Annotated in this window: 24 protein-coding genes; 18 read left to right on the top strand and 6 right to left on the bottom strand. The window is 71.9% G+C overall.

Features of this window, described 5'->3' with window-relative positions:
- The first annotated feature begins 120 nt into the window (after positions 1–120).
- A complete protein-coding gene (locus tag CSC68_RS11455) occupies positions 121–969 on the top strand; it encodes an alpha/beta fold hydrolase (RefSeq protein WP_246193545.1) in 849 nt (282 codons plus the stop codon).
- 337 nt (positions 970–1306) lie between these two features.
- Here the strand turns inward: CSC68_RS11455 and CSC68_RS11450 are convergent, their stop codons facing one another.
- The gene (locus tag CSC68_RS11450) at positions 1307–1735 is read right to left on the bottom strand and encodes a YkgJ family cysteine cluster protein (RefSeq protein ID WP_162203689.1); all 429 of its coding nucleotides are present in this window, start codon (positions 1733–1735) and stop codon (positions 1307–1309) included.
- A gap of 126 nt (positions 1736–1861) precedes the next feature.
- Between CSC68_RS11450 and oleC the strand changes: the two genes are divergently transcribed.
- The 5 genes from oleC to ubiB all read left to right on the top strand — a co-directional run bounded on the left by oleC (position 1862) and on the right by ubiB (position 7197).
- Positions 1862–3529: an olefin beta-lactone synthetase gene (gene oleC / locus CSC68_RS11445; protein WP_246193544.1), complete on the top strand. Its 1668-nt coding sequence runs from the start codon at positions 1862–1864 to the stop codon at positions 3527–3529.
- Positions 3526–4533: a 2-alkyl-3-oxoalkanoate reductase gene (oleD, locus tag CSC68_RS11440; RefSeq protein WP_162203687.1), complete on the top strand. Its 1008-nt coding sequence runs from the start codon at positions 3526–3528 to the stop codon at positions 4531–4533. Before oleC ends, oleD begins: the two co-directional genes overlap by 4 nt.
- Before the next feature lie 66 nt (positions 4534–4599).
- Entirely contained in the window at positions 4600–4758 is a 159-nt protein-coding gene (locus tag CSC68_RS11435; RefSeq protein ID WP_019399423.1) for a DUF1328 domain-containing protein, read from the top strand.
- A 151-nt stretch (positions 4759–4909) separates the two neighbouring features.
- Positions 4910–5542 carry a ubiquinone biosynthesis accessory factor UbiJ gene (locus tag CSC68_RS11430; protein WP_162203686.1) on the top strand — a complete coding sequence of 211 codons (633 nt, stop codon included), beginning with the start codon at positions 4910–4912 and terminating at the stop codon, positions 5540–5542.
- On the top strand, positions 5539–7197 hold the full coding sequence (gene ubiB, locus CSC68_RS11425; protein WP_162203685.1) for a ubiquinone biosynthesis regulatory protein kinase UbiB: 1659 nt from the start codon (positions 5539–5541) through the stop codon (positions 7195–7197). Before CSC68_RS11430 ends, ubiB begins: the two co-directional genes overlap by 4 nt.
- Positions 7198–7293: 96 nt before the next feature.
- Here ubiB and CSC68_RS11420 read toward each other — a convergent pair whose 3' ends face one another.
- A complete protein-coding gene (locus CSC68_RS11420) occupies positions 7294–10089 on the bottom strand; it encodes a M16 family metallopeptidase (protein WP_162203684.1) in 2796 nt (931 codons plus the stop codon).
- Between the two features lie 157 nt (positions 10090–10246).
- Between CSC68_RS11420 and CSC68_RS11415 the strand changes: the two genes are divergently transcribed.
- Positions 10247–10741: a GNAT family N-acetyltransferase gene (locus CSC68_RS11415; RefSeq protein WP_162203683.1), complete on the top strand. Its 495-nt coding sequence runs from the start codon at positions 10247–10249 to the stop codon at positions 10739–10741.
- Between the two features lie 56 nt (positions 10742–10797).
- Positions 10798–11883 carry an MBL fold metallo-hydrolase gene (locus tag CSC68_RS11410; RefSeq protein ID WP_162203682.1) on the top strand — a complete coding sequence of 362 codons (1086 nt, stop codon included), beginning with the start codon at positions 10798–10800 and terminating at the stop codon, positions 11881–11883.
- Here the strand turns inward: CSC68_RS11410 and CSC68_RS11405 are convergent.
- Positions 11849–13222, bottom strand: a complete 1374-nt coding sequence (locus CSC68_RS11405; protein ID WP_162203681.1) for a sensor histidine kinase — start codon at positions 13220–13222, stop codon at positions 11849–11851. The genes CSC68_RS11410 and CSC68_RS11405 overlap by 35 nt on opposite strands.
- 1 nt (position 13223) lies before the next feature.
- Positions 13224–13880 carry a response regulator transcription factor gene (locus tag CSC68_RS11400; RefSeq protein ID WP_162203680.1) on the bottom strand — a complete coding sequence of 219 codons (657 nt, stop codon included), beginning with the start codon at positions 13878–13880 and terminating at the stop codon, positions 13224–13226.
- Positions 13881–13967: 87 nt separating this feature from the next.
- Between CSC68_RS11400 and CSC68_RS11395 the strand changes: the two genes are divergently transcribed.
- The 6 genes from CSC68_RS11395 to CSC68_RS11370 all read left to right on the top strand — a co-directional run bounded on the left by CSC68_RS11395 (position 13968) and on the right by CSC68_RS11370 (position 17876).
- Positions 13968–14729: a pseudouridine synthase gene (locus CSC68_RS11395; RefSeq protein WP_162203691.1), complete on the top strand. Its 762-nt coding sequence runs from the start codon at positions 13968–13970 to the stop codon at positions 14727–14729.
- 38 nt (positions 14730–14767) lie between these two features.
- The gene (gene arfB / locus CSC68_RS11390) at positions 14768–15199 is read left to right on the top strand and encodes an alternative ribosome rescue aminoacyl-tRNA hydrolase ArfB (RefSeq protein WP_162203679.1); all 432 of its coding nucleotides are present in this window, start codon (positions 14768–14770) and stop codon (positions 15197–15199) included.
- A gap of 2 nt (positions 15200–15201) precedes the next feature.
- Positions 15202–15813: a lysophospholipid acyltransferase family protein gene (locus tag CSC68_RS11385; protein ID WP_162203678.1), complete on the top strand. Its 612-nt coding sequence runs from the start codon at positions 15202–15204 to the stop codon at positions 15811–15813.
- Positions 15814–15822: 9 nt separating this feature from the next.
- On the top strand, positions 15823–17253 hold the full coding sequence (locus CSC68_RS11380; RefSeq protein ID WP_162203677.1) for a cryptochrome/photolyase family protein: 1431 nt from the start codon (positions 15823–15825) through the stop codon (positions 17251–17253).
- A gap of 104 nt (positions 17254–17357) precedes the next feature.
- Positions 17358–17621, top strand: a complete 264-nt coding sequence (locus tag CSC68_RS11375; protein WP_162203676.1) for a hypothetical protein — start codon at positions 17358–17360, stop codon at positions 17619–17621.
- A 21-nt stretch (positions 17622–17642) separates the two neighbouring features.
- On the top strand, positions 17643–17876 hold the full coding sequence (locus CSC68_RS11370) for a hypothetical protein (RefSeq protein ID WP_162203675.1): 234 nt from the start codon (positions 17643–17645) through the stop codon (positions 17874–17876).
- 42 nt (positions 17877–17918) lie between these two features.
- Here CSC68_RS11370 and CSC68_RS11365 read toward each other — a convergent pair whose 3' ends face one another.
- Positions 17919–18881 (bottom strand): LysR family transcriptional regulator, encoded by a 963-nt coding sequence (locus tag CSC68_RS11365; RefSeq protein WP_162203674.1) that lies wholly within the window; start codon positions 18879–18881, stop codon positions 17919–17921.
- A gap of 114 nt (positions 18882–18995) precedes the next feature.
- Between CSC68_RS11365 and aceB the strand changes: the two genes are divergently transcribed.
- From aceB to CSC68_RS11345, 4 genes are all read left to right on the top strand, one after another.
- The gene (aceB, locus tag CSC68_RS11360; RefSeq protein WP_162203673.1) at positions 18996–20684 is read left to right on the top strand and encodes a malate synthase A; all 1689 of its coding nucleotides are present in this window, start codon (positions 18996–18998) and stop codon (positions 20682–20684) included.
- A gap of 74 nt (positions 20685–20758) precedes the next feature.
- Positions 20759–22051: an isocitrate lyase gene (gene aceA / locus CSC68_RS11355; RefSeq protein ID WP_162203672.1), complete on the top strand. Its 1293-nt coding sequence runs from the start codon at positions 20759–20761 to the stop codon at positions 22049–22051.
- Between the two features lie 692 nt (positions 22052–22743).
- On the top strand, positions 22744–23043 hold the full coding sequence (locus CSC68_RS15950) for a hypothetical protein (protein WP_246193543.1): 300 nt from the start codon (positions 22744–22746) through the stop codon (positions 23041–23043).
- Positions 23044–23052: 9 nt separating this feature from the next.
- The gene (locus tag CSC68_RS11345) at positions 23053–25554 is read left to right on the top strand and encodes a putative peptide modification system cyclase (protein ID WP_281353868.1); all 2502 of its coding nucleotides are present in this window, start codon (positions 23053–23055) and stop codon (positions 25552–25554) included.
- 26 nt (positions 25555–25580) lie between these two features.
- On the opposite strand, the gene CSC68_RS11340 is transcribed toward CSC68_RS11345, so the two are convergent.
- Entirely contained in the window at positions 25581–25874 is a 294-nt protein-coding gene (locus tag CSC68_RS11340) for an NHLP-related RiPP peptide (protein WP_162203670.1), read from the bottom strand.
- Positions 25875–25888: the final 14 nt, after the last annotated feature.

Raw genomic sequence — 25888 nt, 5'->3', positions numbered from 1 at the left:
CCCGCCGTGGTATAAAGCACCCCGCCCCCCCCCCCCCCCCTCCAGCGCCGTGGGGGACCCCCCCCCCCGCCCGGCTACCCCGCCCAGCCCCGGCGTTTCGAAGTCCGTCCCGGCATCCAGATGTCCTACCTGGACGAGGGCCCGCGCGATGGCGAGGTCGTGGTGATGCTGCACGGCAACCCGTCGTGGAGCTACTACTGGCGCACCCTGGTGGCCGGTCTTTCCGACCGCTACCGCTGCATCGTCCCCGACCATGTCGGCATGGGCCTGTCGGACAAGCCGGACGACCGGCCGACCGCGTCTCCGCGTTATGACTACACCCTGCAGTCGCGGGTGGACGACCTGGAGGCGCTGCTGCGCCACGCCGGGGTCGATGACGGCACGCCGGTGACCCTGGCCGTGCACGACTGGGGCGGGATGATCGGCTTCGGCTGGGCGCTCAAGCACGCCGCCCAGGTCAAGCGCCTGGTGGTCCTCAACACCGCCGCGTTTCCGATGCCGGCGGCCAAGCAGATGCCGTGGCAGATCGCCCTGGGGCGCGACTACTTCGTCGGCGAGGTGGTCATCCGCACCTTCAACGCCTTCTCCGCCGGGGCTTCCTACTTCGGCGTGGAGCGGAAGATGCCGGCCGACGTGCGCCGCGCCTACGTGGCGCCGTACGACTCGTGGAAGAACCGCATCTCCACCATCCGCTTCATGCAGGACATCCCGCTGTCGCCGAAGGACAGGGCTTGGCCGCTGCTGGAAGCCGCAGGCAAGGCGCTGCCGTCCTTCGCCGACCGCCCGGCCTTCATCGGCTGGGGCCTGAAGGACTTCGTGTTCGACCACCACTTCCTCGAGCGCTTCCGCGCCGACCTGCCGCGCGCCCAGGTGCACGCCTTCGAGGACGCCGGCCACTACGTGCTGGAAGACAGGCACGAAGTGCTGGTGCCGGAGATCCGCGCCTTCCTCGACGCGAATCCGGTTTGACCCATTCCTCCCTTTCCCTGCGGGGCGGGAAACCGCGCTTGCACGCCATTGGCCTCCGAGGCGTCGAACGCCCGCGCACCAGGGGCGCAGGCCGGGGCGCGAAGCAGGGGATGGGGTGAGCATCGGGCGTCGGCTCGCTGGCACGTGGTGCCTCCGGTCGATCTCCTGCCAATCAAGCTCCGCGCACGGCCCGGGTCCGCACCAGGCGGGTGTTCGCAGGAACGCCACGTAGCCCGCGCAAGCGAAGCGCACCCGGGGGTGCGCGTCTGATCCATGCGATCCGCCGGGCCCCGGACGCGGCCTGCGGCCTTATCCGGGCTACGCGGCTTGTGGCCGGCTACGCCGCCACCGGCGGCGCCGGGGGCGAGGAGGGGCTGCTGCCGTTGTCGTCGGGCTGGTCGTCGTCGTTGTCGGCCGGGTCGCGCCAGCGCCAGTCGGAGAGGGTCAACGGCGCCAGGCCGTGGGCGATGCGCGCGCGGTCGCACTGCGAGCTGGCCACGCCGAATTCCCAGGAGGCATCCACCTCGCGGCACACGGACGGCCGGTTGGGGTGGATGCTGCAACGCGAGTACACGCCGATCTCCGCATCCAGCGCCACGCAGCGGATCGGCGGCGCATAGGTGCCCTGCATGCACAGCCGGTGCGTGTCCAGGCGCTCGGTCAGCGCCGCGGGAACCCCGCCTTCGGTGAACTCGTCGGATTCCATCCAGTGGAAGGCGACCCGGTACTGGGTGCAGCAGGCGCCGCAGGTGAGGCAGGGATGCATGTGGAGGCCGGGCCTTGCGCGGCGGGAGTGGCGGGAAAGGCGGCGATTTTGCCGCAAGCCCGCGACGCTGTGCAGGCGTTTCCGGCGCCCCGGGACCCTCCCCGGGCCATGGGCGATAATCCCCGCATGACTTCCAGCCCCTGCAACATCGCCGCGGCGCTGCCGCGGCTGGCCGCCGAGCGTCCCGAACAGCCCGCGATCCGCTGCCCCGGCCAGCGTGCCGGCGGCCGCGGCCTGGCCCGCTACGACGTGGTCCTCGACTACCGCACCCTCGACGCCCGCAGTGACGCGATCGCCGCCGGCCTGGCCGCGCACGGCATCGGCCGCGGCGTGCGCACCGTGGTGATGGTGCGGCCCTCGCCGGAGTTCTTCCTGGTGATGTTCGCCCTGTTCAAGGCCGGCGCGGTGCCGGTGCTGGTGGATCCGGGCATCGACCGGCGCGCGCTGAAGCAGTGCCTGGACGAGGCGCAGGCCGAGGCCTTCATCGGCATCCCGCTGGCGCATGTGGCCCGGCGTCTGCTCGGCTGGGCGGCCTCGGCGAAGAAGCTGGTGACGGTCGGCACCCGCATGGGCTGGGGCGGCACCACCCTGGCCGCGGTCGAGCGCGCCGGCCGTGGCGCCGGTCCGCAGCTGGCCGACACCGCTCCGGACGAGGTCGCGGCGATCCTGTTCACCAGCGGCTCGACCGGCGTGCCCAAGGGCGTGGTCTACCGCCACCGCCACTTCGTTGCCCAGATCGCGCTGATGCGCGAGGCCTTCGGCATCGAGGCCGGCGGCGTGGACCTGCCGACCTTCCCGCCGTTCGCCCTGTTCGATCCGGCCCTGGGCCTGACCTCGGTGATACCGGACATGGATCCGACCCGCCCGGCCGAGGCCGATCCGCGTCGCCTGCACGATGCGATCGCCCGCTTCGGCGTGACCCAGCTGTTCGGCTCGCCGGCGCTGATGCGGGTGCTGGCCGACCACGGCGCGCCGCTGCCGAGCGTGCGCCGCGCGACTTCCGCCGGCGCGCCGGTACCGCCGGAGGTGGTGGAGAAGATCCGTTCGCTGCTGCCGCCGGATGCACAGTTCTGGACGCCCTATGGCGCCACCGAATGCCTGCCGGTGGCGGTGATCGAGGGTCGCGAGCTGCAGTCCACCCGCGCCGCGACCGAGGCCGGCGCCGGCACCTGCGTGGGCCGCCCGGTCGCGCCCAACGAGGTGCGCATCATCGCCGTGGACGACAGCCCGATCGAAAGCTGGAGCCAGGCCCGCGTGCTGGGCGCCGGCGAGGTGGGCGAGATCACCGTCGCCGGCCCGACCGCAACCGACAGCTATTTCAACCGCGAGGCGGCCACGCGCGCGGCCAAGATCAGCGAGACCCTGGCCGACGGCAGCACCCGCGTCGTCCACCGCATGGGCGATGTCGGCTATTTCGACGAGCACGGCCGGCTGTGGTTCTGTGGACGCAAGACCCAGCGCGTGGAAACCGCGCAGGGCCCGCTGTACACCGAGCAGGTCGAGCCGGTGTTCAACGTGCATCCGCGCGTGCGCCGCACCGCGCTGGTGGGCGTGGGCACGCCTGGTGCGCAGGTGCCGGTGCTGTGCGTGGAGCTGGCCCGCGGCGTGCGCGCCACCGAGTTCGAGCGCATCGCCGAGGAGCTGCGCATGCTGGGCGGGCGCACGCCGCACACCGCGCGCATCGGCCGCTTCCTGCGCCATCCCGCGTTCCCGGTCGACATCCGCCACAACGCCAAGATCGGACGCGAGAAACTCGCCGCGTGGGCCACGCAGCAGCTGGAGAAGACCCGATGAAGGTGCTGGTGACCGGTGGCGGCGGCTTCCTCGGCCAGGCCCTGTGCCGCGCGCTGCTGGCTCGCGGATACGAAGTGCACAGCTTCCAGCGCAGCCATTCGCCGGCGCTGGAGGCGATGGACGTGGCCCAGCATCGTGGCGACCTGGCCGACGCGGCCGCGGTCGCGCAGGCGGTGGCAGGCATGGACGCGGTGCTGCACAACGCCGCCAAGGCCGGGGCCTGGGGCAGCTACGACAGCTATTACCAGGCCAACGTGGTCGGCACCCGCAACGTGATCGCCGCCTGCCGCGCCAATCGCGTGCAGCGGCTGGTCTACACCTCCACGCCCAGCGTCACCCATCGCGCCACCCATCCGGTCGAAGGCCTGGGCGCGCACGAAGTGCCCTACGGCGAGGATTTCCAGGCACCGTATGCGGCGACCAAGGCGATCGCCGAGCAGGAGGCACTGGCGGCCAATGGACCGGAGCTTGCGGTCGTTGCGCTGCGTCCGCGCCTGATCTGGGGCCCGGGCGATCCGCAGATCCTGCCGCGCCTGGTCGAGCGCGCGCATGCCGGGCGCCTGCGCCTGGTCGGCGATGGCAGCAACAAGGTCGACACCACCTACATCGACAACGCCGCGCAGGCGCACCTGGATGCGCTGGACCACCTCGCCCCCGGCGCGGCCTGCGCAGGCAAGGCGTACTTCATCTCCAACGGCGAACCGCTGCCGATCCGCGAGGTGCTCAACCGCCTGCTGCAGGCGGCAGGCGCACCGCCGGTGACGCGCAGCATTCCGTTCAGGACGGCGTACCGCATCGGCGCGGTGTGCGAGCGGCTGTGGCCGTTGCTGCGCCTGCGCGGCGAACCGCCGATGACGCGCTTCCTCGCCGAGCAGCTGGCCACCGCGCACTGGTACAGCATGGAGCCGGCGCGGCGCGATCTCGGCTACGTGCCGAAGGTCGGTTTTGACGAGGGAATCATCAGGCTGAAGGCCAGCTGGCAGGACACAGCGTCCGTCACCTGATCACGACCGGGGCTTGTGCAGCATCCACGTCGACCGCCCCCGCGGCGCCATAACGAGGATGCCCCGATGCTCCACTACGCTGTCGTGTTTTTCGTCATCGCCGTCATTGCCGCCCTGCTGGGTTTCAGCGGTATCGCCGGCGCCGCCACCAACATCGCCTGGATCCTGTTCGTCGTGTTCCTGATCCTGGGCGCGATCTCCCTGCTGCGCGGCAGGAGGGTCTAGTCCGCGCCGGCGCCTGCGGGCGCCGCCGGCATCAGCACGGGCGCGGCCATTGGCCGCGCCCGTGCCGTATCCGTCACCCGAAGCGGATGCATGACCGGCGAACGTCGGATTCGGGCCGGTGCGTGCACCCCGCGACCGCTAGAATGGCCGCATGCCAAGCCCCCTCGATGCCCTCAAGCCGCTGGCCGGTCGCGCCCTGGAAGCGGCGCTCAACCGTGCCGCGGCCCTCGACCCGGACACCCGCGCCGCACTGGCGCAACTGGATGGCCGCAGCGTCTCCCTGACCCTGGAAAGCCCGCCGCTGGCGCTGGAGATCCGGGTGCACGACCAGTACCTGCAGGTCGGCCCGCCACTGCGCGAGGCCGACCTGGCCGTGCGCGGCACCATCGGTGGCCTGCTGCGCCAGGTGCCGTTCCTGGCCGCGGCCGCGAGCGGACGCCCGTCGGGCCGCCTGCATGTGTCCGGGGATGCCGACCTGGCCCGGCGCCTGCAGAAGCTGGCCTCCGGCTTCGAGCCCGACTGGCAGCAGCCTTTCGTCGACCTGTTCGGCCCGGTGCTGGGCGTGCAGCTGGCCAATGCCGCTGGCGCGGCCCTGCGCGGCGCGCGTGGACTGGCCAGCGGCCTGGTGCGCTCCGGCGCCGAGTACGTGGTCGAGGAGTCGCGCGACGTGGTCGGCCGCGCCGAGCTGGCCGCGTTCAACGACGACGTGGACGCGATCCGCGACGACGTCGAACGCCTGGCCGCGCGCATCGGCCGCCTGCGCGTGCCTGGGGGGGCGTCGTGAGGGCCGCGCTGCGCGCCTGGCGCATCGCCCGGGTGGTGCTGCGCTACCGCCTCGACGCGCTGCTCGACGGCACCCCGGCCGAGCGCTGGCTGCGCCTGGGCCGTCCCTTCGTGCCGCGCGCCAGCGCCGACATCGCCTCGCAGCCGCGCGGCATGCGCCTGCGCCTGGCGCTGCAGGAACTGGGGCCGATCTTCGTCAAGTTCGGCCAGATCCTCTCCACCCGCCGCGACCTGCTGCCGCCGGACATCGCCGAGGAACTGGCGATGCTGCAGGACCAGGTCGCGCCGTTCGACGGCCAGGCCGCGCAGGCGATCGTCGAGCAGGCCCTGGGCCGGACGGTCGAGGCTGCCTTCGCCGCGTTCGATACCCGGCCGCTGGCCTCGGCCTCGATCGCCCAGGTCCATGCCGCGCGCCTGCACGACGGCCGCGAGGTGGTGGTCAAGGTGCTGCGCCCGGGCATCGAGCGCCAGATCGATGCCGACATCGCCCTGCTGCGCTCGCTCGCCGCGGTGGTCGACCGCGCCCATCCGAGGGCCGACCGCATCCGCCCGCAGGCGGTGGTGGCCGAGATCGAGACCACCCTGGCCGCCGAGCTGGACCTGCAGCGCGAGGGCGCCAACGCCAGCGTGATGCGCAGGTTCTGGAAGGACTCCCCGGACATGTACGTGCCGGAGGTGATCTGGAGCCACACCGCGCAGCGGGCGCTGACCATGGAGCGGGTGCACGGCATCCCCTCGGACGACATCGCCGCGCTGGACGCGGCCGGCATCGACCGCTCGGTGCTGGCGGCCAAGGGCGTGCGGGTGTTCTACACCCAGGTGTTCCGCGACAACTTTTTCCACGCCGATGCGCACGCCGGCAACATCTGGGTCGATTCGGACCCGGCGCGGCGCCACGACCCGCGCTTCATCGCCCTGGATTTCGGCATCGTCGGCCAGCTGTCCTCGCGCGACCAGTACTACCTGGCCGAGAACTTCATGGCCATCTTCCAGCAGGACTACCGCCGCATCGCCGAACTGCACGTGGAAGCGGGATGGATGCCGGCGACGGTGCGGATCGAGGAGCTGGAGGCGGCGGCGCGCGCGGTGTGCGAACCGTACTTCACCCGGCCGCTGAGCGAGGTCTCGCTGGCCGAGGTGCTGGCCAAGCTGTTCCGCACCGCGCAGCGCTACGAGCTGACCCTGCAGCCACAGCTGATCCTGCTGCAGAAGACCCTGCTCAACATCGAGGGCGTGGGCCGGCAGCTGGATCCGCAGCTGGACATCTGGGCCGTCGCCCGCCCGGTGCTGGAGAAGATCCTGCGCGAGCGCTACAGCCCGCGCCGGCTGTTGCGCGAGTTCCGCCAGCGCGCCCCGGAGCTGATGACGCGCGCGCCGGAGATGCCGCGCCTGCTGCACAGCTGGCTGGAACAGCAGGTGCAGGGCAGGCACCAGACCGGCATCCATTCGCCGGACCTGGGCGAGATCGTGCACACCCTGCGGGTGATGCAGCGGCGCTCGGTGGCCGCGATCCTGGGCGTGGGCCTGCTGCTGGTGGCCGCGGTGCTGTATGCGCTGGAAGCCGGTGGCCCGCGCCTGGCCGGCGTGCCACTGTCGGCGTGGATTGCAGGCATCGGCGGGCTGTGGGCGGTGCTGGCGGCGCTTCCGCGGCGCTGACACGCTGGCGCGACGCCATCGAAACGGGCCCGCATTGCGGGCCCGTTTCGTTTCCGGCCATGGACAACGCAATGGCGCCCGTGGCCGCCGGCCGCCTCAGTCCGCCCGCGCCGGTGCGGCGCGGGCAGCGTCGCCGCCGACCGCATCGAAATCGCCGGCGACGAACACGCTGATCCGGTCCGGCGCCAGGTGCCGGGCGATGGCGGCGTTGACCTGGTCCACGGTGAGCGCCCGGTAGGCCGCGTCCCGGGCTTCGATGAAGGCCATGGTGCGGCCGTGGTACAGCTGGTCCTGCAGGATTCCGGCCACGCTGTGGTCGTCCGCGCGCGCCTGTTCGCGCTCGGCCAGCAGGCCGGACACCGCATCGCGCAGTTCCGCTTCGGTGATGCCATCGGACACCAGGCGCTGCAGTTCCTCGCGCAATGCCGCCTCCACCTGCTCCATGTTCCCTGGTTCGGCCATGGCCCAGATCGCCATGTTCCCGGCGTCATCGGTCCCGTCGATGCTGTCATCGGCGTCGACCCAGCTCTTCACGCCATAGCTGAGCCCTTCCTTCTGCCGGATGCGGTCGCCCAGCCGCGACTTCAACGGGCCGTCGCCGAAGATGCGGTTGGCCACCACCAGCGCCGGGTAATCCGGATCGGTCACCCGCAGCGCCACGTTCTGGCGCGCCAGCAGCACGCCATTGGGTTTGTCCGGCGTCGACAACCGCTGCCGCACCGGCGCCACGTCGGTGTGGCGCCTGGCGATCGGGCGGTAGGGACGCGGGCTGCGCCAGCCGGCGAACAGCCGTTCCAGCTGCGCGCGCACGGCATCCGGATCGAAGTCGCCGACGATCGCGATCTCGCCCTGTGCGGTTCCATAGAACTCGCGGTGGAAGGCGACCACGTCATCGCGCCTGAGCGCACGTACCGCGGCCAGTGACTCGTCCAGAGTCCGCACATGCAGCGGATGTCCCTCCGGCCAAGGATCGAAATGCAGGGCCGTGGTCCTGTACACGACGGCGTCGGGATCGATGCGCGAGGCCTCCAGCCCGGTGATGGTCAGCAGCCGGAGCTGCTCGAACTCCTCCTCGGGGAAGGTCGGTTCGCGCAACAGCACTGCGACAAGGTCGAGTGTCTCCTCGAGCTTCCCGCGGCGGCCTACGAGGGCCAGGCCAACGCCCTGCAGGCCGCCGCTGATGTCGACCCTGGCCTGCAGTTCCTCCAGCCGGAGGTCGATCGCGCGGCGGTCGAGCCCGCGCGCGCCGCGCATCAGCATGGCGCCGGCCATCCCGGCCGCATCCTGCCGCCCGGCCAGCGATTCGGCGTCGCCGAAGCGGAAGTACGCATCCACCACCACGACGCCGCCGCGGGTGCGCTTGGGCAGCAGCGCCACCTTCAGGCCGTCGCCCAGGGTGAACCGTTGGGTGCGCGCCTCCAGGTTGCCCGGCGTCGGTTCCAGGTGCTCGCCCGCATCCAGTGCCGGGCGCCCGGAGTAGCCGGCCACGACCGCGGTCGCCGGAGGCGCCGCCGGCACCTCCACCCTTTGCGGCTCGTCGGTCGGCACGAAGCGTCCGAGCGTGCGGTTCTCGCGGCGCAGGTAGGTGGCCGCGACCCGGTTGACGTCGTCCACGCTGACCGCGGCGATCGCGTCGCGGCTGGTGAACAGCAGGCGCCAGTCGCCAGCCGCGATGTGTTCGGTAAGGCCCAGCGCCACTGCTTCGACGTCGGTGAAGTGCAGGTCATGGGCGTTGGCCAGGCGCTGCTTGGCCTGCTCGACTTCCTCCGCCGTGACCGGCTCCCTGGCGAGCTCCTCCAGCTGTGCCAGCAGCACCGCCTCGGCGCGCGCCGCGTCGCCGTCCCGGGATTGCGCCATCAACGCGGAAAACAGCCCCGGCTCCGCCTCGTCCTCGGCGCCCGCACCCGCGACGGCGGCGATCCGTGTTTCCACCAGGGCCTTGTGCAGGCGACCGCCCGGGCTGTGTCCCAGCACGTCGGCGAGCACCTGCAGGGCGGCGTTGTCGGGATGGGTGCGCGCCGGGATGTGGTAGCTGACCAGGGCCATGCGCAGGTCGCCCGCACGGCGCACGGTGACTTCGCGCTCGCCCTGCTGCGCCGGTTCGATCGTCCGCGACCGCTGCAGCGGCGTGGCCGGTGCGCGCAGCCTGCCGAAGGTGGCCTGGATCCGCCGCAGGACGTCGGCGGGTTCGATCTGTCCGGCGACCACCACGGTTGCGTTGTCCGGCCGGTACCAGGTCCGGTAGAACGCCTGCAGATTTTCGATGTCCGCGGCCTCCACGTCCGTACGTGCACCGATCGTGGGCTGGCCGTAGCGGTGCCAGCGGTAGGCGGTCCTGCGCACGTGCCGTACCAGTACGCTGCCGGCATTGCTCTCGCCGGACTCCAGCTCGTTGCGCACCACCGTCATCTCGCTGTCCAGGTCGGTGCGGTCAAGGCGTGCGTTGAACATGCGGTCGGCCTCCATGCGCAGGACCCAGTCGAGGGTCCCGCCATCGGCCGGGAAGGTGGCGTAGTAGTGGGTGCGCTCCAGCCCCGTGGTGGCGTTGTACGAGATGCCGCGCCGCTTCATCTCGCCGGCGATGTCCGGATGGTCCGGCGTGCCCTTGTACAGCAGGTGTTCCAGCAGATGGGCCATGCCGGACTGGCCGTGGGGTTCGTGGACCGACCCGACCCGGTAGACCACGTTGACCGTCACCGTCGGCCGGGTGGAGTCGGGAAACAGCAGCACCCGCAGCCCGTTGGCCAGGGTGTATTCGCTGATGCCCTCGATGCTGGGGCCGGCCTGCACGCCCTTCGGCAACGCAGTCGTGGACGCCTGGGCCGGTGGCGGCGAAAGCAGCAGGGCGAGGAGGAGGGCGGCAAGTGGGGGAATGCGTCGTCCGGGAATCATCCTTGGTCTCCAGTGATGCGCTTGCGGCCGGGAAGCCGTGCCGGAGTGTGTCAGATGGCCCGCGCCGACGCAGTGCGACCGGTCTTAAAGAGTTCTTAAAGCCACGCGGGCAGGCTGCAGGCATCGGGGGCCCATGCCGCCACCGAGGAGCATGCCGATGGTCCTGCACGACATCCTTCCGCCGCCGCGGTCCGACACGCCGCCGCGGTCCCCGGCGATAGCGGCCGGCGCGCGCATCCACGCGGTGTCCGGCGCCGTTCCCGTACTGCGCCGCGCCCGTACGGAGGACGCCGCCACGCTGTGGGCGCTGTGCCAGGAGGCGGCAGGCGTGCGTGGACCGGCCGACCGAATGCCGCTGCCGCTGCGCGAGGCGCTGTTCGACGCGCCCTGCCGCAGCTGGGCCTGGCTGGCGGAAGCCGATGGCGTGCTGGCCGGCGCGATCGTGGCCAGTACCGGCCTGGTGCTGCCGCGGGGCGGCTATTGCCTGGCCATCGACGGGGTTTACGTGCGCCCGCGATGGCGCCGGCGCGGTATCGGCGCGCGCCTGCAGGCGCATGCGCTGGCGATGGCGGCGGAGATGGGTTGCCTGCGCCTGCGCCTGCCCGATGGCAGCGAACTGCCGGTTCCTTCCCGCGAGGGCGCGCAGCGATGAGCCGTCGCCGCCGCAATCTCGCCCTGCTCTCCCTTGCCGTCCTCGCCGGAGCCTCGATGACCCTCGTTCCCGCACGCACCGCCGAATACCCGCAGTCCCCCCAGTTCCACGATGGCGCATTCCACAACCAGCAGGTGCCACGCATGCCGCGGGGGCGCGAGTCGCTCACGCTGTGGTGGAAGTTCCTGGCCGGCAAGCGTCCAGCCACCCGGCCTGACGCGCCGCTGCCGGTGGAGGTGCTGGATGCGGCGGCGCTGGCCGGCGCGCCGGACAACCGCCTGTACCGGATCGGCCACTCCAGCGTGCTGGTGAAGCTCGACGGCGGCTGGTGGCTGACCGACCCGGTACTGTCCCAACGCGCCTCGCCGCTGTCCTGGGCCGGGCCGCGCCGCTTCCAGCCGGCCGCGATCGCAGTCGACCAGCTGCCGCCGCTGCGCGGGGTGGTCCTGTCGCACGACCATTACGACCACCTCGACAAGGCCACGATCCGCGCCCTGGCCAGTCGCACGGAGCTGTTCGTGGCACCGCTGGGCGTGGGCGACCGGCTGCTGCGCTGGGGCGTGGAACCGGGCAAGGTCCGGCAGCTGGACTGGTGGGATTCGCTGCAGGTCGACGGGGTGCCCCTGACCGCCACGCCGGCGCAGCATTTCTCCGGGCGGGGACTGCGGGACCGCAACCGCACCCTGTGGGCCTCGTGGGCGATCCGCGCGCCCGGCCTGAACCTGTTCTTCAGTGGCGACAGCGGCTACTTCCCGGGCTTCGCCGAGATCGGCCGGCGGCTGGGGCCGTTCGACCTGACCCTGGTCGAGTGCGGCGCCTACGACCCGATGTGGGAAGGCGTGCACATGCTTCCGGAGCAGACCGTGCAGGCGCACCTGGACCTGCGCGGGCGCAGGCTGCTGCCGATACACAACGGCACCTTCGACCTGGCCTTCCATGACTGGAACGAGCCGATGGAGCGGGTGTTCGCCGCGGCCCGCGCGCGCGGTGTGGACATCACCATGCCGCGCTTCGGCCAGGCGGTGGATGCGCTGTCGCCACCGCCGGCGGAGCCCTGGTGGCGCGTGCCCGGGCAGGAGCACGACCGGCGGGCGGACGACGCGCTGGTCAACGCGCCGCCGGCAGCGGGAACGCCACGCTGACGCAGTGCCCGCGGCCGCCGATGCCCTCGCTGACGGCCAGGGTCGCGCCGTGGCGGGCGGCGATCCGCGCCACCAGCGACAGGCCGATGCCGCTGCCGCGCTCGCCGTTGCCGTTGCTGCCGCGGAAGAAGCGCTCGAAGATGCGTTCGCGTTCGCCCGGCGGCACGCCCGGGCCGTCGTCGCATACGCGCAGGCGCGCGTGGCCGTCCCCGATCCGGCAGTCGATCTCGATGCGCGCGCCTTCGCCGGCGTAGCGCACGGCGTTGTCGACCAGGTTGCGCAGCAGGATGCCGAGGTCGTCGAGGTCTCCGTGCACCGGCGCCTCGCTGGCCGTCACCGCCAGCACCTGGCAACGGCGCGCGGCCATGCCCTCGAACTCGCGGGCGACCATGGTCGCCACCTCTGCCAGCTCGACCACCGCGCCGTCGCCGCCACGCTGCGAGGCGTCCAGCCGCGCCGAATCCAGCAGCTGCTGGGCCAGGCGCGAGGTGCGCTCGATCCCCCCGGCCAGCCGCTGCAATGCCGCCCGCGCTTCCTCGCGGCTGTCGGCCTGCATCGCCAGCTCGGCCTGGGTCAGCAGCGCCGCCAGCGGAGTGCGGATCTCGTGCGCTGCGTCGGCCAGGAACTGGCGCTCGGCCTGCATCGCCTCGCCCAGGCGCGCCAGCAGGGCATTGAACGATTCCACCAGCGGCAGCACCTCGCGGGTGATGCCGGCGGTGGGCAGCGGCGCCAGGTCCAGCGGCGCGCGCCGGGCCATGTCGCGGCGCAGGCGCTCGATCGGGCGCAGGCCCCACTGCACCGCGCCCCAACAGGCGGCGATCAGTGCCAGCAGCGCCCCCAGCGTGTACAGCGCCACGGTCCCGGCCCACTGGCCCAGCTCGGCCTGCATCGCGCTCATCGCCAGCCCGGTTTGCACCTGCACCCGGCCTTCGTCGTCGCTGACGGCGTACACGCGCCAGTGCTCGCCATCGGCGCCGGTCGTGCCGAAGCCGGGGGCGAAGTCGGGCTTGAGCGGGCTGGACGGCGCGCGCTGCGAGGCGACCACGCGCTCGGGGCCGTCCAGGCGCCAGACCTGGAACTGCATCCTGGCGAACTTCTGCAGCCTCGCCGCCGGCTGGTCCGGCGGCAGGCGCAGGCGGCCGGAGGCCTCGATCCCGGCGATGTCGCGCGGCAGCGACAGCAGCACCTGCTCGGCCACCTCGCGCAGCATGCTGTCGCCATGGCGGCTCTGCTGGCGCGAGATCTTCAGGTACTCGCAGCCCAGCCAGACCAGCCAGCCGAGCAGGAGGATGGCGGCCAGCGCCTTGAACAGCTTGAGCTTCAGCGAGTGGTTGCGCATGTCATCCGATGCGGTAGCCGATCCCGTGCACGGTGGAGATGAAGTCCTCGCCGAACTTGCGCCGGAGCTGGTGCACGTACACCGCGATCGTGTTGCTCTCGATCGTGCCCTCGCCACCGTAGACCAGCGACTCCAGGGTCTCGCGCGGGACCACGCGGCCGCGGCGCTCCAGCAGCGCCAGCAGGGTGCGGTACTCGCTGGCGCCAAGGCGCACGTCGGCGCCGTCGCGGGTGACGGTGCGCGAGGCCGGGTCGAGGTTGACCCCGCGCCAGGACAGCTGCGGCGTCACCCGGCCCTGGGCGCGGCGGACCAGGGCGCGCAGGCGGGCCAGCAGCTCGTCGCTCTGGAACGGCTTGACCAGGTAATCGTCGGCCCCGGCATCCAGGCCGCTGACCCGGTCGCTCAGCCGGTCGCGCGCGGTGACGACCAGCACCGGGGTGGGGTCGTAGCGCTGGCGCAGGGTGCGCAGCACGTCCAGGCCGGAACCGCGCGGCAGGCCCAGGTCCAGCAGCACTGCCGCGTAGGCATGGTCGACCAGGGCCAGCTGCGCGGAGGCGGCGTCGGTCGCGCGGTCCACCTGCCAGCCGTCGCGCGCCAGCGCGGCGGCCACGGCGTCGCCGAGCATGCGGTCGTCTTCGACGAGCAGGACCTGGGACAAGGGCGGGCAACCGTGACGGGGGTCGGTGGAGGATAGGGTGCGGGGTTTAAGGAGTCCTTAAGGCCTCCGCCAGCCGATGCCTTCGTAATCGCCGCCACGCCCGCCGATAATGCGCCGGTGAACGAAGAACTCCCCGGATCCCTTCCCGTCCTCCACGCCGACGACTGCCTGGCCGTGGTCGACAAGCCCGCCGGGCTGATGGTGCACGACAGCGCACTGGCGGCCGACGAGACCGATTTCGCCGCCGACCGCCTGCGCGCCCAGTTCGGGCGGCCGGTGTTCCTGGTGCATCGGCTGGACCGCGCCACCAGCGGCTGCCTGCTGCTGGCCTTCGACCGCGACACCGCCTCGGCCCTGGGCAGGGCGGTGATGGCCCAGCAACTGGACAAGCGCTACCTGGCGGTGTGCCGCGGCTGGCCGGAGGAGGAGTTCACCATCGACCATCCGCTGGACGGCGGCCCGGGCAAGCCGCAGAAGAAGCCGGCGGTGACCCGCTTCCGGCGGCTGGCCTGCGGCGAGCTGGACGAGCCCTCGGCCGGATTCCCGACCTCGCGCTACGCGCTGCTGGAATGCGCGCCGGTGACCGGGCGCTTTCGCCAGATCCGCCGGCACCTCAAGCACGCCTCGCACCACCTCATCGGCGATACCAGCCACGGCGACGGCCGCCACAACCGCGCCTTCCGCATGCGCGGCGTGCACCGGATGCTGCTGCACGCCTGGCAGCTGGGCTTCCCGCATCCGCGGGATGGCCGCCGGATGACGGTCGTGGCGCCGCCCTCGGGCGAGTTCCTCAAGGCGATGGCGCTGTTCGGCTGGAGCCTGCCCGGGGACGCCGCGGACGGCGGCTGAGTACGCGCCGCCGGGCGTCGCCCGCTTACAATCCGCCCATGCCCGTCGACGTACTCAGCATCAGTCCCGACCTGGCGATCCCGGAGTCGGAGATCGTCGAGCGGTTCGTGCGCGCCAGCGGCGCCGGCGGGCAGAACGTCAACAAGGTTTCCACCGCCGTCGAGCTGCGGTTCGACATCGCCGGTTCCCCGTCCCTGCCCCAGGCCCTGCGCGAGCGGCTGCTGGCACGGCGCGACCGGCGCCTGACCGACGACGGCGTGCTGGTGATCGATGCGCAGCGCTTCCGCACCCAGGAGCGCAACCGCCAGGATGCGCGCGAGCGCCTGGCGGCCTTCATTGCCGCCGGCCGGGCGGTGCCGAAGCGGCGCATCGCGACCCGCCCCACCCGCGCCTCGCAGAAGCGCCGGATCGAGGGCAAGCGCGAGCGTAGCGAGATCAAGCGCGCCCGTTCGCGCCGCGACTGGGAATGAGCATGTCCGAAGCAACACCCCTGCTGCCGGCGATGCCGGCGCAGGTTCCGCAGGTCCCCGCCGTCGGCTTCAGCCGCTTCACCCGCTGGCTCGGCCGCAGCGTGCTGCGCCTGGGCGGCTGGCGCGTGGTGGGCGAGATCCCGCCGGTCGGCCGGCTGGTGGTGATCGCCGCGCCGCACTCGTCCAACTGGGACGGGATCTGGGGCATGGCCGCCAAGCTGGCGCTGGGCGTGGACATCCGCGTGCTGGGCAAGGCCCAGCTGTTCTGGTGGCCGCTGTCGATCGTGCTGCGCCGGCTGGGCGTGATCCCGGTGGACCGCAGCAACCCGCAGGGCATCGTCGAGCAGGCGATCGACCTGGTGCGCGGCAGCGAGCGGATGTGGTTCGTGGTCGCGCCGGAGGGCACGCGCAAGGCGGTCAAGGAATGGAAGCGCGGCTTCTGGAAGATCGCCCACGGCGCCCAGGTGCCGGTGCTGATGACCTACTTCCACTACCCGGAGCGGATCATCGGCTTCGGTCCGCTGTTCCACACCACCGGCGACATGGAGGCCGACATGGCCGCCGTCCGCGCCTGGTACCGGCCGTGGATGGGCCGCAACCGCGGCACCACCTGAGGATTGCCCATGGGCGTGGCGCTGGTCTGGTTCCGTGACGATCTCAGGCTGGACGACCACCCCGCCCTGCGCGCCGCGCTGGACCGCGGCCTGGTGCCAGTGCCGGTGTACATCCACGCGCCGGACGAGGAGGGCGCCTGGGCACCCGGCGCGGCCTCGGACGCCTGGCGCCGGCACTCGCTGGCGGCACTGGCCGCGGCGCTGGAGGCGCGTGGCTCGCGCCTGCTTATGCTGCACGGCCCCAGCCTGGGGACGCTGCAGGCCGTGGCCGCACTGACCGGCGCCGAGGCGGTGTTGTGGAACCGCCGCTACGAGCCGCACATCGAGGCCCGCGATACCCGGATCAAGCGGCAGCTGCGCCAGGCCGGGCTGCATGCGGAGAGCTTCAACGGCTCGCTGCTGTTCGAGCCCTGGGAAATCGAGACGAAGCAGGGCGACCCGTACCGGGTGTTCACCCCGTTCTGGAAGAACGCGCTGGCGCAGTGGCGGCTGCGGCCGCGGTGGGAGGCGCCGGCGCGGCTGCCCTCGCCGGACCAGGCGGGGGCGCCGGAAGGCCGGCATCTGGACGCCATCGTTCCCGGGACCCGCCCCGACTGGGATGCCGGCTTCTGGGAGGACGCCACGCCGGGCGAGGCCGGCGCGCGCGCGCGGCTTCAGGCGTTCCTGGCCCACGGCCTTCGCGGTTACGCGCAGGCGCGCGACTGCATGGCCGAAGACGGCACCTCGCGGCTGTCGGCGCACCTGCATTTCGGCGAGATCTCGGTGCAGCGCGTGGCCGCGGCGGTGCAGGAGGCCGACGTGCCGGCGCCCGACCGCGAGCGTTTCCTGGCCGAGCTGGGCTGGCGCGAGTTCGCCCACCACGTGATGCACCACTACCCGCACGTGGTCGACCAGGACCTCGACCCGCGCATGGCCGGCTTCCGCTGGGCGCGGCCGCTGCGCGCGACCCTGGATGCCTGGGAGCGCGGCCGCACCGGCGTGCCCGTCATCGACGCCGGCATGCGCCAGCTGTGGCACACCGGCTGGATGCACAACCGGGTGCGCATGATCGTCGCCAGCTGGCTGGCCAAGCACCTGCGCATCCACTGGCTGCACGGCGCGCGCTGGTTCTGGGACACCCTGGTCGACGCCGACCTGGCCAACAACACCCAGGGCTGGCAGTGGGCCGCCGGCACCGGCGCCGACGCGGCGCCGTATTTCCGCGTGTTCAACCCGGTCAGCCAGGCGATGAAGTTCGATCCGCAGGGGCGGTACATCGCGCGCTGGCTGCCGGAGCTGGCGCCGCTGCCGCTGCCGGCGCGGTTCGCGCCGTGGCAGCACCCGGAGCTGCTGCGCAGGGTCGCGCCGCGTTATCCGCGCCGGCCGCAGGTGGACCTGGCCGAGGGCAGGGCGGCGGCGCTGGAGGCGTTCGCGGCGTTGCGGGCCGGCCGGGAAGACTGATGTGCGGCGCTTGCCGGCGCGATAGGATCGGCATCGCGCCAGGGAACATGGCCGGGACCGGCCATGGCGCGACAACCCACATGCAACGGACAGGGAAGCCATCCATGCAGTCGATCCGCCGCATCCGCATCACCGCCGCCGAAGCGTTCGCCGCATGCGCGTTCGTGGTCGCCGGCCTGGCCTGGTCCCCGCTGCTGTTCGCCGGGGCATTCGTGACCTCTGGACTGGCCCTGGCGCGGCACAACCGCCTCCTCGGCGGCGCCCTGCTGGCCTGCACGGCGGCGTTCCTGCTGTTCGTCTACGGCTACGGCATCGGCAGGGACCTGGCGATGCACGACCGGCAGGTGGAAGCCACCCAGCTCCGCTGAGCCAAGTCCGGGAGCGCGTCGATGCCGGAGGAAGCCATTGGGGGCCTGCTGGGCTGGACCGTCCGCATCGTGGGCTACGTCCTGGTCGACGTGGTGCTCGAAATCCTGGTGAAGCGCCTGGGCTATGCGCTGCTGCGCGGCCTCGGCGTGCGCACCCACCCGGAAAGCGCATGGTGCGCGGTGGTGGGCCTGGCGTTCTGGTTCCTGTGCATGGTCGCGGTCGTGGCCATCTGGCGGCATACGCACCTGGCGTGATCCCTCCCGTCCCGGCCACACTCCCGGCCTGCTGGCGGATGCTCAGCGTTCGGAATGCCCGCTCTGGTCGTATTCGCGTGGCGCCATCAGGTCCGGGCGGATCAGGGCGATGAAGGCGCGTGCCTGTGGCGACAGCACGCGGCCCTTGCGCACGACCACCCCGTAGCTGCGCGCGGGGAAGAACGCGGCCAGCGACCGCGAGCCCAGGCGAGCCTCGTCGCCCTCGTTCAGGCATACCGACGGGACGATGGACACGCCCAGGCCCATGGCCACGTATTGCTTGATCACGTCCCAGCCGCTGACCTCCAGCGCGACCGTGTAAGGCACCCGGTTCTGCTGCAGCACCAGGTCGACCAGGCGCCAGGTCACCTGGCGTTGCGGCGGCAGGATCAGCGGGTGCTCGGACAGGTCGGACAGTTCCAGCCGCGCCTTGCGCAGCAGCGGATGCCCGGGCGGTGCGACCAGGCGCTGCTCGAAGCGGTGCGCGGCCTCGTAGCTGAGGTCGGCGGGCACGTCCAGCATGGTCCCGACCACCAGGTCCACCTTGTCCTCGCGCAGCAGCTCGGTGCCCTCGCTGGTGACCACGTTGTTCAGCACCAGGTGCACGTCCGGATGCTGCTGGCGGAAGGCGGCGACGATCTTCGGCAGCAGGTAGAGGATGGTCGAGCTATTGGCCGCGATCCGCAGCTCGCCGGCGTCCAGCCCGCGCACCCGTTCGCGGAACGCGTTCTCCAGGCCGTCCAGCTGTTCGACCAGCGGCAGGGCCATCTCGTAGAGCAGCTCGCCTTCCCGGGTGGGCAGCAGGCGCCGCCCGGAACGCTCCAGCAGGGGCATGCCCAGGTCGCGCTCCAGCGCCTGCAACTGCAGGGTGATGGCCGGCTGGGACACGAAAAGCGCCTCCGCCGCCCTTGAGACCGAGCCCAGGCGCACGGTCTGGCAGAACGCGCGCAGGGGTTTCAGTCGGTCGGATTTGTAGGAAAAACGCGGACTTGCAGCAGCGCTCACGTAATCGTCACCGACGATATAAGCCTGACTTATGAACTACATTGACAAAACTGCTTTGTCAAATACATGAGCGAGGCAGCAGCTTGGACTCCCGCACCGCAGCAGGAGCCCCCAATGTCCGCGACCGCTGAATCCGCCATTCCCGCCTCACCGACCCCGGGCCCGCGCCCGGCCCCGACCCCGGCCCCCAAGGGCGCGGCCGGGCTCTCGCTGACCGAGCGGGTCGCCGGCCAGGAGCAGCTGCTGCCGGCACCGCTGCTGGGACTGCTGGTGACGTTGCACCGCACGATCGAGCCGGAGCGTCGCGCCCTGCTGGCGGCCCGCCGCGAGCGCCAGGCCTTCTTCGACGCCGGCGGCCTGCCGGACTTCCGCGCCGACACCCGCCACATCCGCGAGGGCGACTGGAAGGTCGCGCCGATCCCGAAGGCACTGCAGGACCGCCGCGTGGAGATCACCGGCCCGGTCGACCCGAAGATGGTGATCAACGCGCTGAACTCCGGCGCGAACTGCTACATGGCCGACTTCGAGGACTCGACCGCGCCGACCTGGCGCAACCTGCTGGCCGGCCAGCGCGCCCTGGCCGGGGCGGTCGAAGGCTCGCTGGCCTTCGAGGCGGAGAACGGCAAGCAGTACCGCCTGCGCCCGTACGAGGAGCGCTCGGTGCTGATCGTGCGCCCGCGCGGCTGGCACCTGGACGAGAAGCACGTGCGCGTGGACGGCGAGCCGATCGCCGGCGGCCTGTTCGACATGGCGGTGTTCGCGTACCACAACGCGCGCACCCTGATGGCCAACGACCGCGGCCCGTACTTCTACCTGCCCAAGCTGCAGTCGATGGAGGAGGCGGCGCTGTGGGAGGCCGCGCTGTCCCACGTCGAGGCCTTCCTGGGCCTGCCGCACGGGCAGATGAAGGCCACCGTCCTGATCGAGACCCTGCCGGCGGTGTTCGAGATGGACGAAATCCTGCACGCGCTGCGCGACCGCATCGTCGGCCTGAACTGCGGGCGCTGGGATTACATCTTCTCGTACCTGAAGACCTTCCGCGCCCACGCCGACAAGGTGCTGCCCGAGCGCGGCCAGGTGACCATGACCCAGCCGTTCCTGAAGGCCTACTCGGAACTGCTGATCCGCACCTGCCACCGCCGCGGCGCCCACGCCATGGGCGGCATGGCCGCGCAGATCCCCAACGCCTCCGACCCGGTGGCCAACGAACAGGCCCTGGCCCGCGTGCGCGCCGACAAGCTGCGCGAGGTCACCGCCGGCCACGACGGCACCTGGGTCGCGCATCCGGCGCTGATCCCGGTGGCGCGCGAGGTGTTCGATGCGCACATGCCCACGCCCAACCAGCACCACGTGCTGCGCGAGGACGTGCAGGTCGGCCGCGACGACCTGATCCGCCCCTGCGAGGGCACGATCACCCGCGAGGGCTTCGAGAACAACATCGAGGTCTGCGTGCGCTACCTGGCCGCCTGGCTGGACGGCAACGGCTGCGTGCCGATCCACGGGATGATGGAGGACGCGGCCACCGCCGAGATCGCCCGCGCCCAGCTGTGGCAGTGGCTGCACCACTCCGACCCGCGCGGCCGCCACGCCGACGGCAGCCCGGTGCACCTGGCCGACGGCACCGTCATCGACTTCGCCCTGTTCGAACGCGCCCTGGCCGCGCTGCCCGGGCGCCTGGGCGACACCGCCAACCTGCCCGGTGGCCGCCGCATCGCCGAGGCCACCGCCCTGCTCGACGAGCTGACCCGCGCCTGCCAGCTGGTCGAGTTCCTGACCCTGCCGGCGTACGCCCGCCTGGACTGACCGTCGTTCCGGCATGCCGGACGACGGGAACGACCATCAAGACCGCACCGCCCAAGAGCCCCACGGAGAAACCCATGAGCACGCTGAAGACCGCCGAGCAGATCCAGCACGAATGGAACACCGACCCGCGCTGGGCCGGCATCACCCGCAACTACACCGCCGAGGACGTCGTGCGCCTGCGCGGCACCATCCCGGTGGACCATTCCATCGCCCGCATCACCTCGGGCAAGCTGTGGAACTACCTGCACGAGCTGGACTTCGTCAACGCGCTGGGCGCGCTGACCGGCAACCAGGCCATGCAGCAGGTCAAGGCGGGCCTCAAGGCGATCTACCTGAGCGGCTGGCAGGTGGCGGCCGACGCCAACCTGGCCGGGCAGATGTATCCCGACCAGTCGCTGTACCCGGCCGATTCGGTGCCGGCGGTGGTCAAGCGCATCAACAACACCCTGCTGCGCGCCGACCAGCTGCACCACGCCGAGGGCAACGACAGCATCGACTTCCTGCAGCCGATCGTGGCCGACGCCGAGGCGGGATTCGGCGGCGTGCTCAACGCCTTCGAACTGATGAAGGCGATGATCGAGGCCGGTGCGGCGGGAGTGCACTTCGAGGACCAGCTGGCCTCGGTGAAGAAGTGCGGCCACATGGGCGGCAAGGTGCTGGTGCCGACCCGCGAGGCGGTGGAGAAGCTCAACGCCGCGCGCCTGGCCGCCGACGTGATGGGCGTGCCGACCATCCTGATCGCGCGCACCGACGCCGAGGCCGCCGACCTGCTGACCTCGGACATCGACGACAACGACAAGCCGTTCTGCACCGGCGAGCGCACCGTCGAGGGCTTCTACCGGGTCAGGAACGGCCTGGAGCAGTCGATCAGCCGCGGCCTGGCCTACGCCCCGTACGCCGACCTGATCTGGTGCGAGACCGGCAAGCCGGACCTGGAGTTCGCGCGCAAGTTCGCCGAGGCCATCCACGCCAAGTACCCGGGCAAGATGCTGGCCTACAACTGCTCGCCGAGCTTCAACTGGAAGAAGAACCTGGACGACGCCACGATCGCCAAGTTCCAGAAGGAGATCGCCAGCTACGGCTACAAGTTCCAGTTCATCACCCTGGCCGGCTTCCACGCCCTGAACTACTCGATGTTCAACCTGGCCCACGGCTATGCCCGCAACCAGATGAGCGCTTTCGTCGAGCTGCAGGAAGCGGAGTTCGCCGCGGCCGAGAAGGGCTTCACCGCGGTCAAGCACCAGCGTGAGGTGGGCACCGGCTACTTCGACGCGGTGACCCAGGCCATCCAGCAGGGCCAGTCCTCGACCACGGCGCTGAAGGGCTCGACCGAGGAAGAGCAGTTCCAGGACCGCAACGCGGCCTGATGGGGCCAGCCAGCTCCCGGCGCCGGGCCACCGGCGCCGGGAGCTTCGATGCATCCGCTGTCCACGCGCGGCCTGCAGCAGGCTGCCGGGCGCATGCATGGGCGGATGGGATATCCCGCCGCGGCGGCTTTCCGATGGGCGCCGTCCCCGGCCACCGGCGGCCCCGGCCAGTGCGGGGAGTCGCACAACAGCGATTGCACTCCGGGACGCATGCCGATCGCGTCGGAATGACGCGCAGGGGGCGCGCTCCCGGCGCAGTGACATGCAATCGACATTTGCCTTGATCGCCGTGCGCACCACGATTACATCTGGGCCTCTCGGCTGGGGGGCGCATGTCGAACCGGGATACCACGGGAAGCTGGTCATCCACCTGCAGCAGCGGATGCCGGTCCGTGGCTGCCCTGCGGGCCGCCTGGCCCAGGTCCTGGCTGTCGCCGGCAACCGCGCCAATCGCTGCCTGTGGCCCGGAGGGCGGCACAAATCCTCCTGGAACCGGACGCGTACCCACTAACCGCGGCATGCGTCGGCCCTTCCCGCGCCCCGCAGGTTCGTCCCACGGAGCGGGACATCCGGGCTGCTGGCGGCATCGGCGCCCCCTCTCCCGCGCGCGCCCAGCCCCGAACTGTGATGCGATATTCAGTTCCCGTGGTATGGTCGGGAGCTCCCACGGGGAGCGGGAAGGGGACGGCGGGATGTCGATCGACGCGGTGGGCGCCAGCGCCCCCCAGGCGGGGCACGGCAGGGTGTCCGAGGCGGCCACGGCGGCGCTGGCCGCTGCCGAGCACGCGCTGTTCGCCTCGATGGGGCAGCCGCGGGAAGTCCGGGATGGCGAGCGCCTGTTCCGCCGGGGCGATCCGGGCGGGCTCCTGGTCCACGTTCACAGCGACTTGAACCACTGGTACGCTCACGCCGATGCCGCCCTTTACGAGGCCAAGCGCCAAGGCGGCAACCGCGTCTGCTGGGCCGATGGCGAGCCGCCCGCACGTACCTGAGGCCACCTGATGGAAGGTCCGCCGTCCAAGGGGAGCGACGTTCCGCGGTTGCGGACCCTGCTCATGACCGACCTGTGCGATTCCGCCGCGCTGGTCGAGCGCATGGGCGACGACGCCGCCGCCCTGTTCCGCGAACACGACCAGCTCGTCCTGCGCCTGCAGCAGCAGTGGCGCGGGCAGCTGATCGACCGTTCCGACGGACTGCTGCTGCTGTTCGAGCGCCCGGAGGACGGGCTGGGTTTCGCCCTGGATTACCAGCGCGGCCTGGGTCCGCTGGGCCAGGCGCATGGGGTGCGCCTGGCGGCGCGTGCCGGCCTGCACGTGGGCGAGGTGGTCAGCTGGGCCAACGATGCCGAGACGGTGCGGAACGGCGCCAGGCCGCTGGAGGTCGAGGGCCCGGCCAGGCCGGTGGCGGCCCGGCTGATGGCCCTGGCCCGGCCGGGACAGATCCTGCTGTCGCATGTCGCCCAGTCCCGGGCCCGGCGCGCCGAGCCCGAACTCGCGGCCGGGGGTGCCCGGACGCTGGCATGGAAGGACCACGGGCGCTGGCGCTTCAAGGGACTGCCGGAACCGGTGGAAGTGCACGAGGCCGGCGAGCCAGGCATCGCCCCCCTCGCACCGCCGCGTCCGGCCGACGGCAAGGCCAGGCGCGAGCTGCCGGCGTGGCGGCGGCCGCTCGCGCTGGCCGTCCAGGTCGCCGCCGTGCTGGGCCTGGCGATAGGGCTGTGGCTGGCCAGCCGCAGCGAACCGGCCATCGCCTTCGCCGAGCGCGACTGGGTCGTCGTCGGCAGCCTGCGCAACCTGACCGGGCATCCGATGTTCGACAAGGCAGTGGAGCAGGCATTCCGCATCAGCCTGGAGCAGTCGCGCCACGTCAACGTGCTCAGCGAACTGAAGGTGCGGCAGACGCTGGAGCAGATGGAGCTGGATCCGGACGAGACCGCGCTCGACCGCGCCCTGGCTTCCCGGGTGGCGATGCGCGACGGCGCGCGCGCGGTGATCCTGCCGACGGTCGCCGAGGTCGACGGCCGGCTGCAGTTCTCCATAGAGGTGGTCGACCCGGTATCCCAGGCCACGGTGTACTCGCGCAAGGCCAGCGGCAAGGGGGTCGGCTCGATCCTGGCGTCGGTGGATGAGGTCGCCTCGGACCTCAGGAGGAGCCTGGGCGAGGCCATTGCGACGATCGACAGCGACGGGGTGAGCCTGTCCCAGGCGACCACGTCGGAACTGGAGGCGCTGCGCGCCTACGCCCTGGGCGAGGCGGCGATGGCACAGCGCCGCTACGACGAGGCACGCAGCCTCTACGAGAACGCGCTGCGGATCGATCCGGGCTTCGCCCGCGCCCACCTGGGCCTGGCCGGCCTGCAATGGGCGATGGCCCGGCAGTCGGAGGCGCGCGCGCACGTGGCGCAGGCGGTGCGGCTGCGCAACACGCTGGCACCGCGCGAGCGGCTGCTGGTCGACGCCTGGGAGACGGAGGTCGCACCCTCGGGCAATCCGCTGACCGAGTGGCTGGCGCTGGCAAGGCTCTACCCGGACTACCTCCCCGCGCGTTCCAACGCGGCCTGGTACCTGCTGGTCGACAACCGCTTCGAGGAATCGCTGGAGCATGCCGCGGCGGCTTCGGTGCCGCAGGCGCCGATGCGGACCTACACCATGGTGCACGCCGCGCGCGCGCTGAACGCGCTGGGCAGGCCGCAGGAGGCGCTGCAGATGCTTGACCAGGCGCAGCACGCCGGGCGTGCGCCGGCGGTGGGCGCACGCGCGGAGGTCCTCGTCGCGCTGGGCCGCAGGGAGGAAGCGCGGCAGGTCCTGGCCGACTCGAGGCCCGAGGGCGGCACGCTGATCTGGCTGCTGGCGCAGCGTGGACTGGCCTCGCTGGCCCTGGTCGAGGGCGACCGCGCGCGCGCGGTGGAGCTGGCCGGCAGGGCACGCTGGCGCGCCGTGGCCATGCCTGATCCGTTTCCGCGCCACTTCAGCCTGGTCGACGCTACGGTGCGCGCGCTGGCCGGCGATCCGCTGCCGGAAGCGGCGCTGCGCCAGCTGGCGGAGGATTTCCGCACCGCGCTGGGCGACGCGAACATGCCCAGCCGCCACGAGGAACTGTTCCGCGCCGCGACGCTCGCCTACCTCGCGCAGCGGCAGGGCTACCGCAGGCTCGCGGCCGAATGCCTGGGATGGATCGAGCCGGAAGCGGCGAGCATGCCCAATGCCGCGCTGGCGCGGCTGATAAGCCTGGTCAGGGCCAACCAGCTGCGGCTGGACGGGCGGCCGCGCGAGGGCATCGACCTGCTGGCGCCGCAGCTGGATGGCACCGAACTGGTGCAGACGCGGGTGGTGATGCGCGAACTGTATCGCGCGGTGGGCGACGTCGAGGGCGCGGCGGTGCAGGACCGCTGGCTGAAGGCGCACGTGGGCCAGGCCTGGTCCGAAGTGCCGGTGACCCAGCTCCTGCAGCCCTTCAATGCCGTGGACGTGGCGCAGGCCGGGAAGACGCCCGCGGGCCGCTGAGCGGCGGCGCGGGCGTCCGGCGGCCGTCAGGCCAGGCGCTTGTCCGGCGCGCCGGCCTCGAAGCTGAAGATCACCGTCATCGCGCCGGTGGCGTGGCCGGTGAGGCGCGTGCGCAGGGCATCGCGCGCCGAGGCGATTTCATCCTTGGATGCCAGCACGTTGGTCCGCATGCAGGCCAGCGTTTCCTCGGCCGACACTTCATGGCCGAGCGAGGACAGCGCCGCGCGCGGGTCGCTGGAAAAAAGGTCGCGGAAGGCGTCATCGCTTGCGAGGCGATCGAGCAGTTCGTTGGCGACGGCCGGATCCAGTGGCTTCTTCATTTTGCTTCCCCATG

Origin of the sequence: Pseudoxanthomonas suwonensis (assembly GCF_010093235.1) — a bacterium.
In the GTDB taxonomy this organism is placed as follows: Bacteria; Pseudomonadota; Gammaproteobacteria; order Xanthomonadales; family Xanthomonadaceae; genus Pseudoxanthomonas; species Pseudoxanthomonas suwonensis.
This window is presented reverse-complemented; position numbering and strand designations above follow the sequence as displayed.

What these genes read in the sequence shown, in the direction of transcription:
- CSC68_RS11455 (WP_246193545.1), top strand. Translation starts at nt 121, where the DNA reads ATGTCCTACCTGGACGAGGGCCCGCGCGATGGCGAGGTCGTGGTGATG.
- CSC68_RS11450 (WP_162203689.1), bottom strand. Translation starts at nt 1,735, where the DNA reads ATGCATCCCTGCCTCACCTGCGGCGCCTGCTGCACCCAGTACCGGGTC.
- oleC (WP_246193544.1), top strand. Translation starts at nt 1,862, where the DNA reads ATGACTTCCAGCCCCTGCAACATCGCCGCGGCGCTGCCGCGGCTGGCC.
- oleD (WP_162203687.1), top strand. Translation starts at nt 3,526, where the DNA reads ATGAAGGTGCTGGTGACCGGTGGCGGCGGCTTCCTCGGCCAGGCCCTG.
- CSC68_RS11435 (WP_019399423.1), top strand. Translation starts at nt 4,600, where the DNA reads ATGCTCCACTACGCTGTCGTGTTTTTCGTCATCGCCGTCATTGCCGCC.
- CSC68_RS11430 (WP_162203686.1), top strand. Translation starts at nt 4,910, where the DNA reads ATGCCAAGCCCCCTCGATGCCCTCAAGCCGCTGGCCGGTCGCGCCCTG.
- CSC68_RS11420 (WP_162203684.1), bottom strand. Translation starts at nt 10,089, where the DNA reads ATGATTCCCGGACGACGCATTCCCCCACTTGCCGCCCTCCTCCTCGCC.
- CSC68_RS11415 (WP_162203683.1), top strand. Translation starts at nt 10,247, where the DNA reads ATGGTCCTGCACGACATCCTTCCGCCGCCGCGGTCCGACACGCCGCCG.
- CSC68_RS11410 (WP_162203682.1), top strand. Translation starts at nt 10,798, where the DNA reads ATGACCCTCGTTCCCGCACGCACCGCCGAATACCCGCAGTCCCCCCAG.
- CSC68_RS11405 (WP_162203681.1), bottom strand. Translation starts at nt 13,222, where the DNA reads ATGCGCAACCACTCGCTGAAGCTCAAGCTGTTCAAGGCGCTGGCCGCC.
- arfB (WP_162203679.1), top strand. Translation starts at nt 14,768, where the DNA reads ATGCCCGTCGACGTACTCAGCATCAGTCCCGACCTGGCGATCCCGGAG.
- CSC68_RS11385 (WP_162203678.1), top strand. Translation starts at nt 15,202, where the DNA reads ATGTCCGAAGCAACACCCCTGCTGCCGGCGATGCCGGCGCAGGTTCCG.
- CSC68_RS11380 (WP_162203677.1), top strand. Translation starts at nt 15,823, where the DNA reads ATGGGCGTGGCGCTGGTCTGGTTCCGTGACGATCTCAGGCTGGACGAC.
- CSC68_RS11375 (WP_162203676.1), top strand. Translation starts at nt 17,358, where the DNA reads ATGCAGTCGATCCGCCGCATCCGCATCACCGCCGCCGAAGCGTTCGCC.
- CSC68_RS11370 (WP_162203675.1), top strand. Translation starts at nt 17,643, where the DNA reads ATGCCGGAGGAAGCCATTGGGGGCCTGCTGGGCTGGACCGTCCGCATC.
- aceB (WP_162203673.1), top strand. Translation starts at nt 18,996, where the DNA reads ATGTCCGCGACCGCTGAATCCGCCATTCCCGCCTCACCGACCCCGGGC.
- aceA (WP_162203672.1), top strand. Translation starts at nt 20,759, where the DNA reads ATGAGCACGCTGAAGACCGCCGAGCAGATCCAGCACGAATGGAACACC.
- CSC68_RS15950 (WP_246193543.1), top strand. Translation starts at nt 22,744, where the DNA reads ATGTCGATCGACGCGGTGGGCGCCAGCGCCCCCCAGGCGGGGCACGGC.
- CSC68_RS11345 (WP_281353868.1), top strand. Translation starts at nt 23,053, where the DNA reads ATGGAAGGTCCGCCGTCCAAGGGGAGCGACGTTCCGCGGTTGCGGACC.
- CSC68_RS11340 (WP_162203670.1), bottom strand. Translation starts at nt 25,874, where the DNA reads ATGAAGAAGCCACTGGATCCGGCCGTCGCCAACGAACTGCTCGATCGC.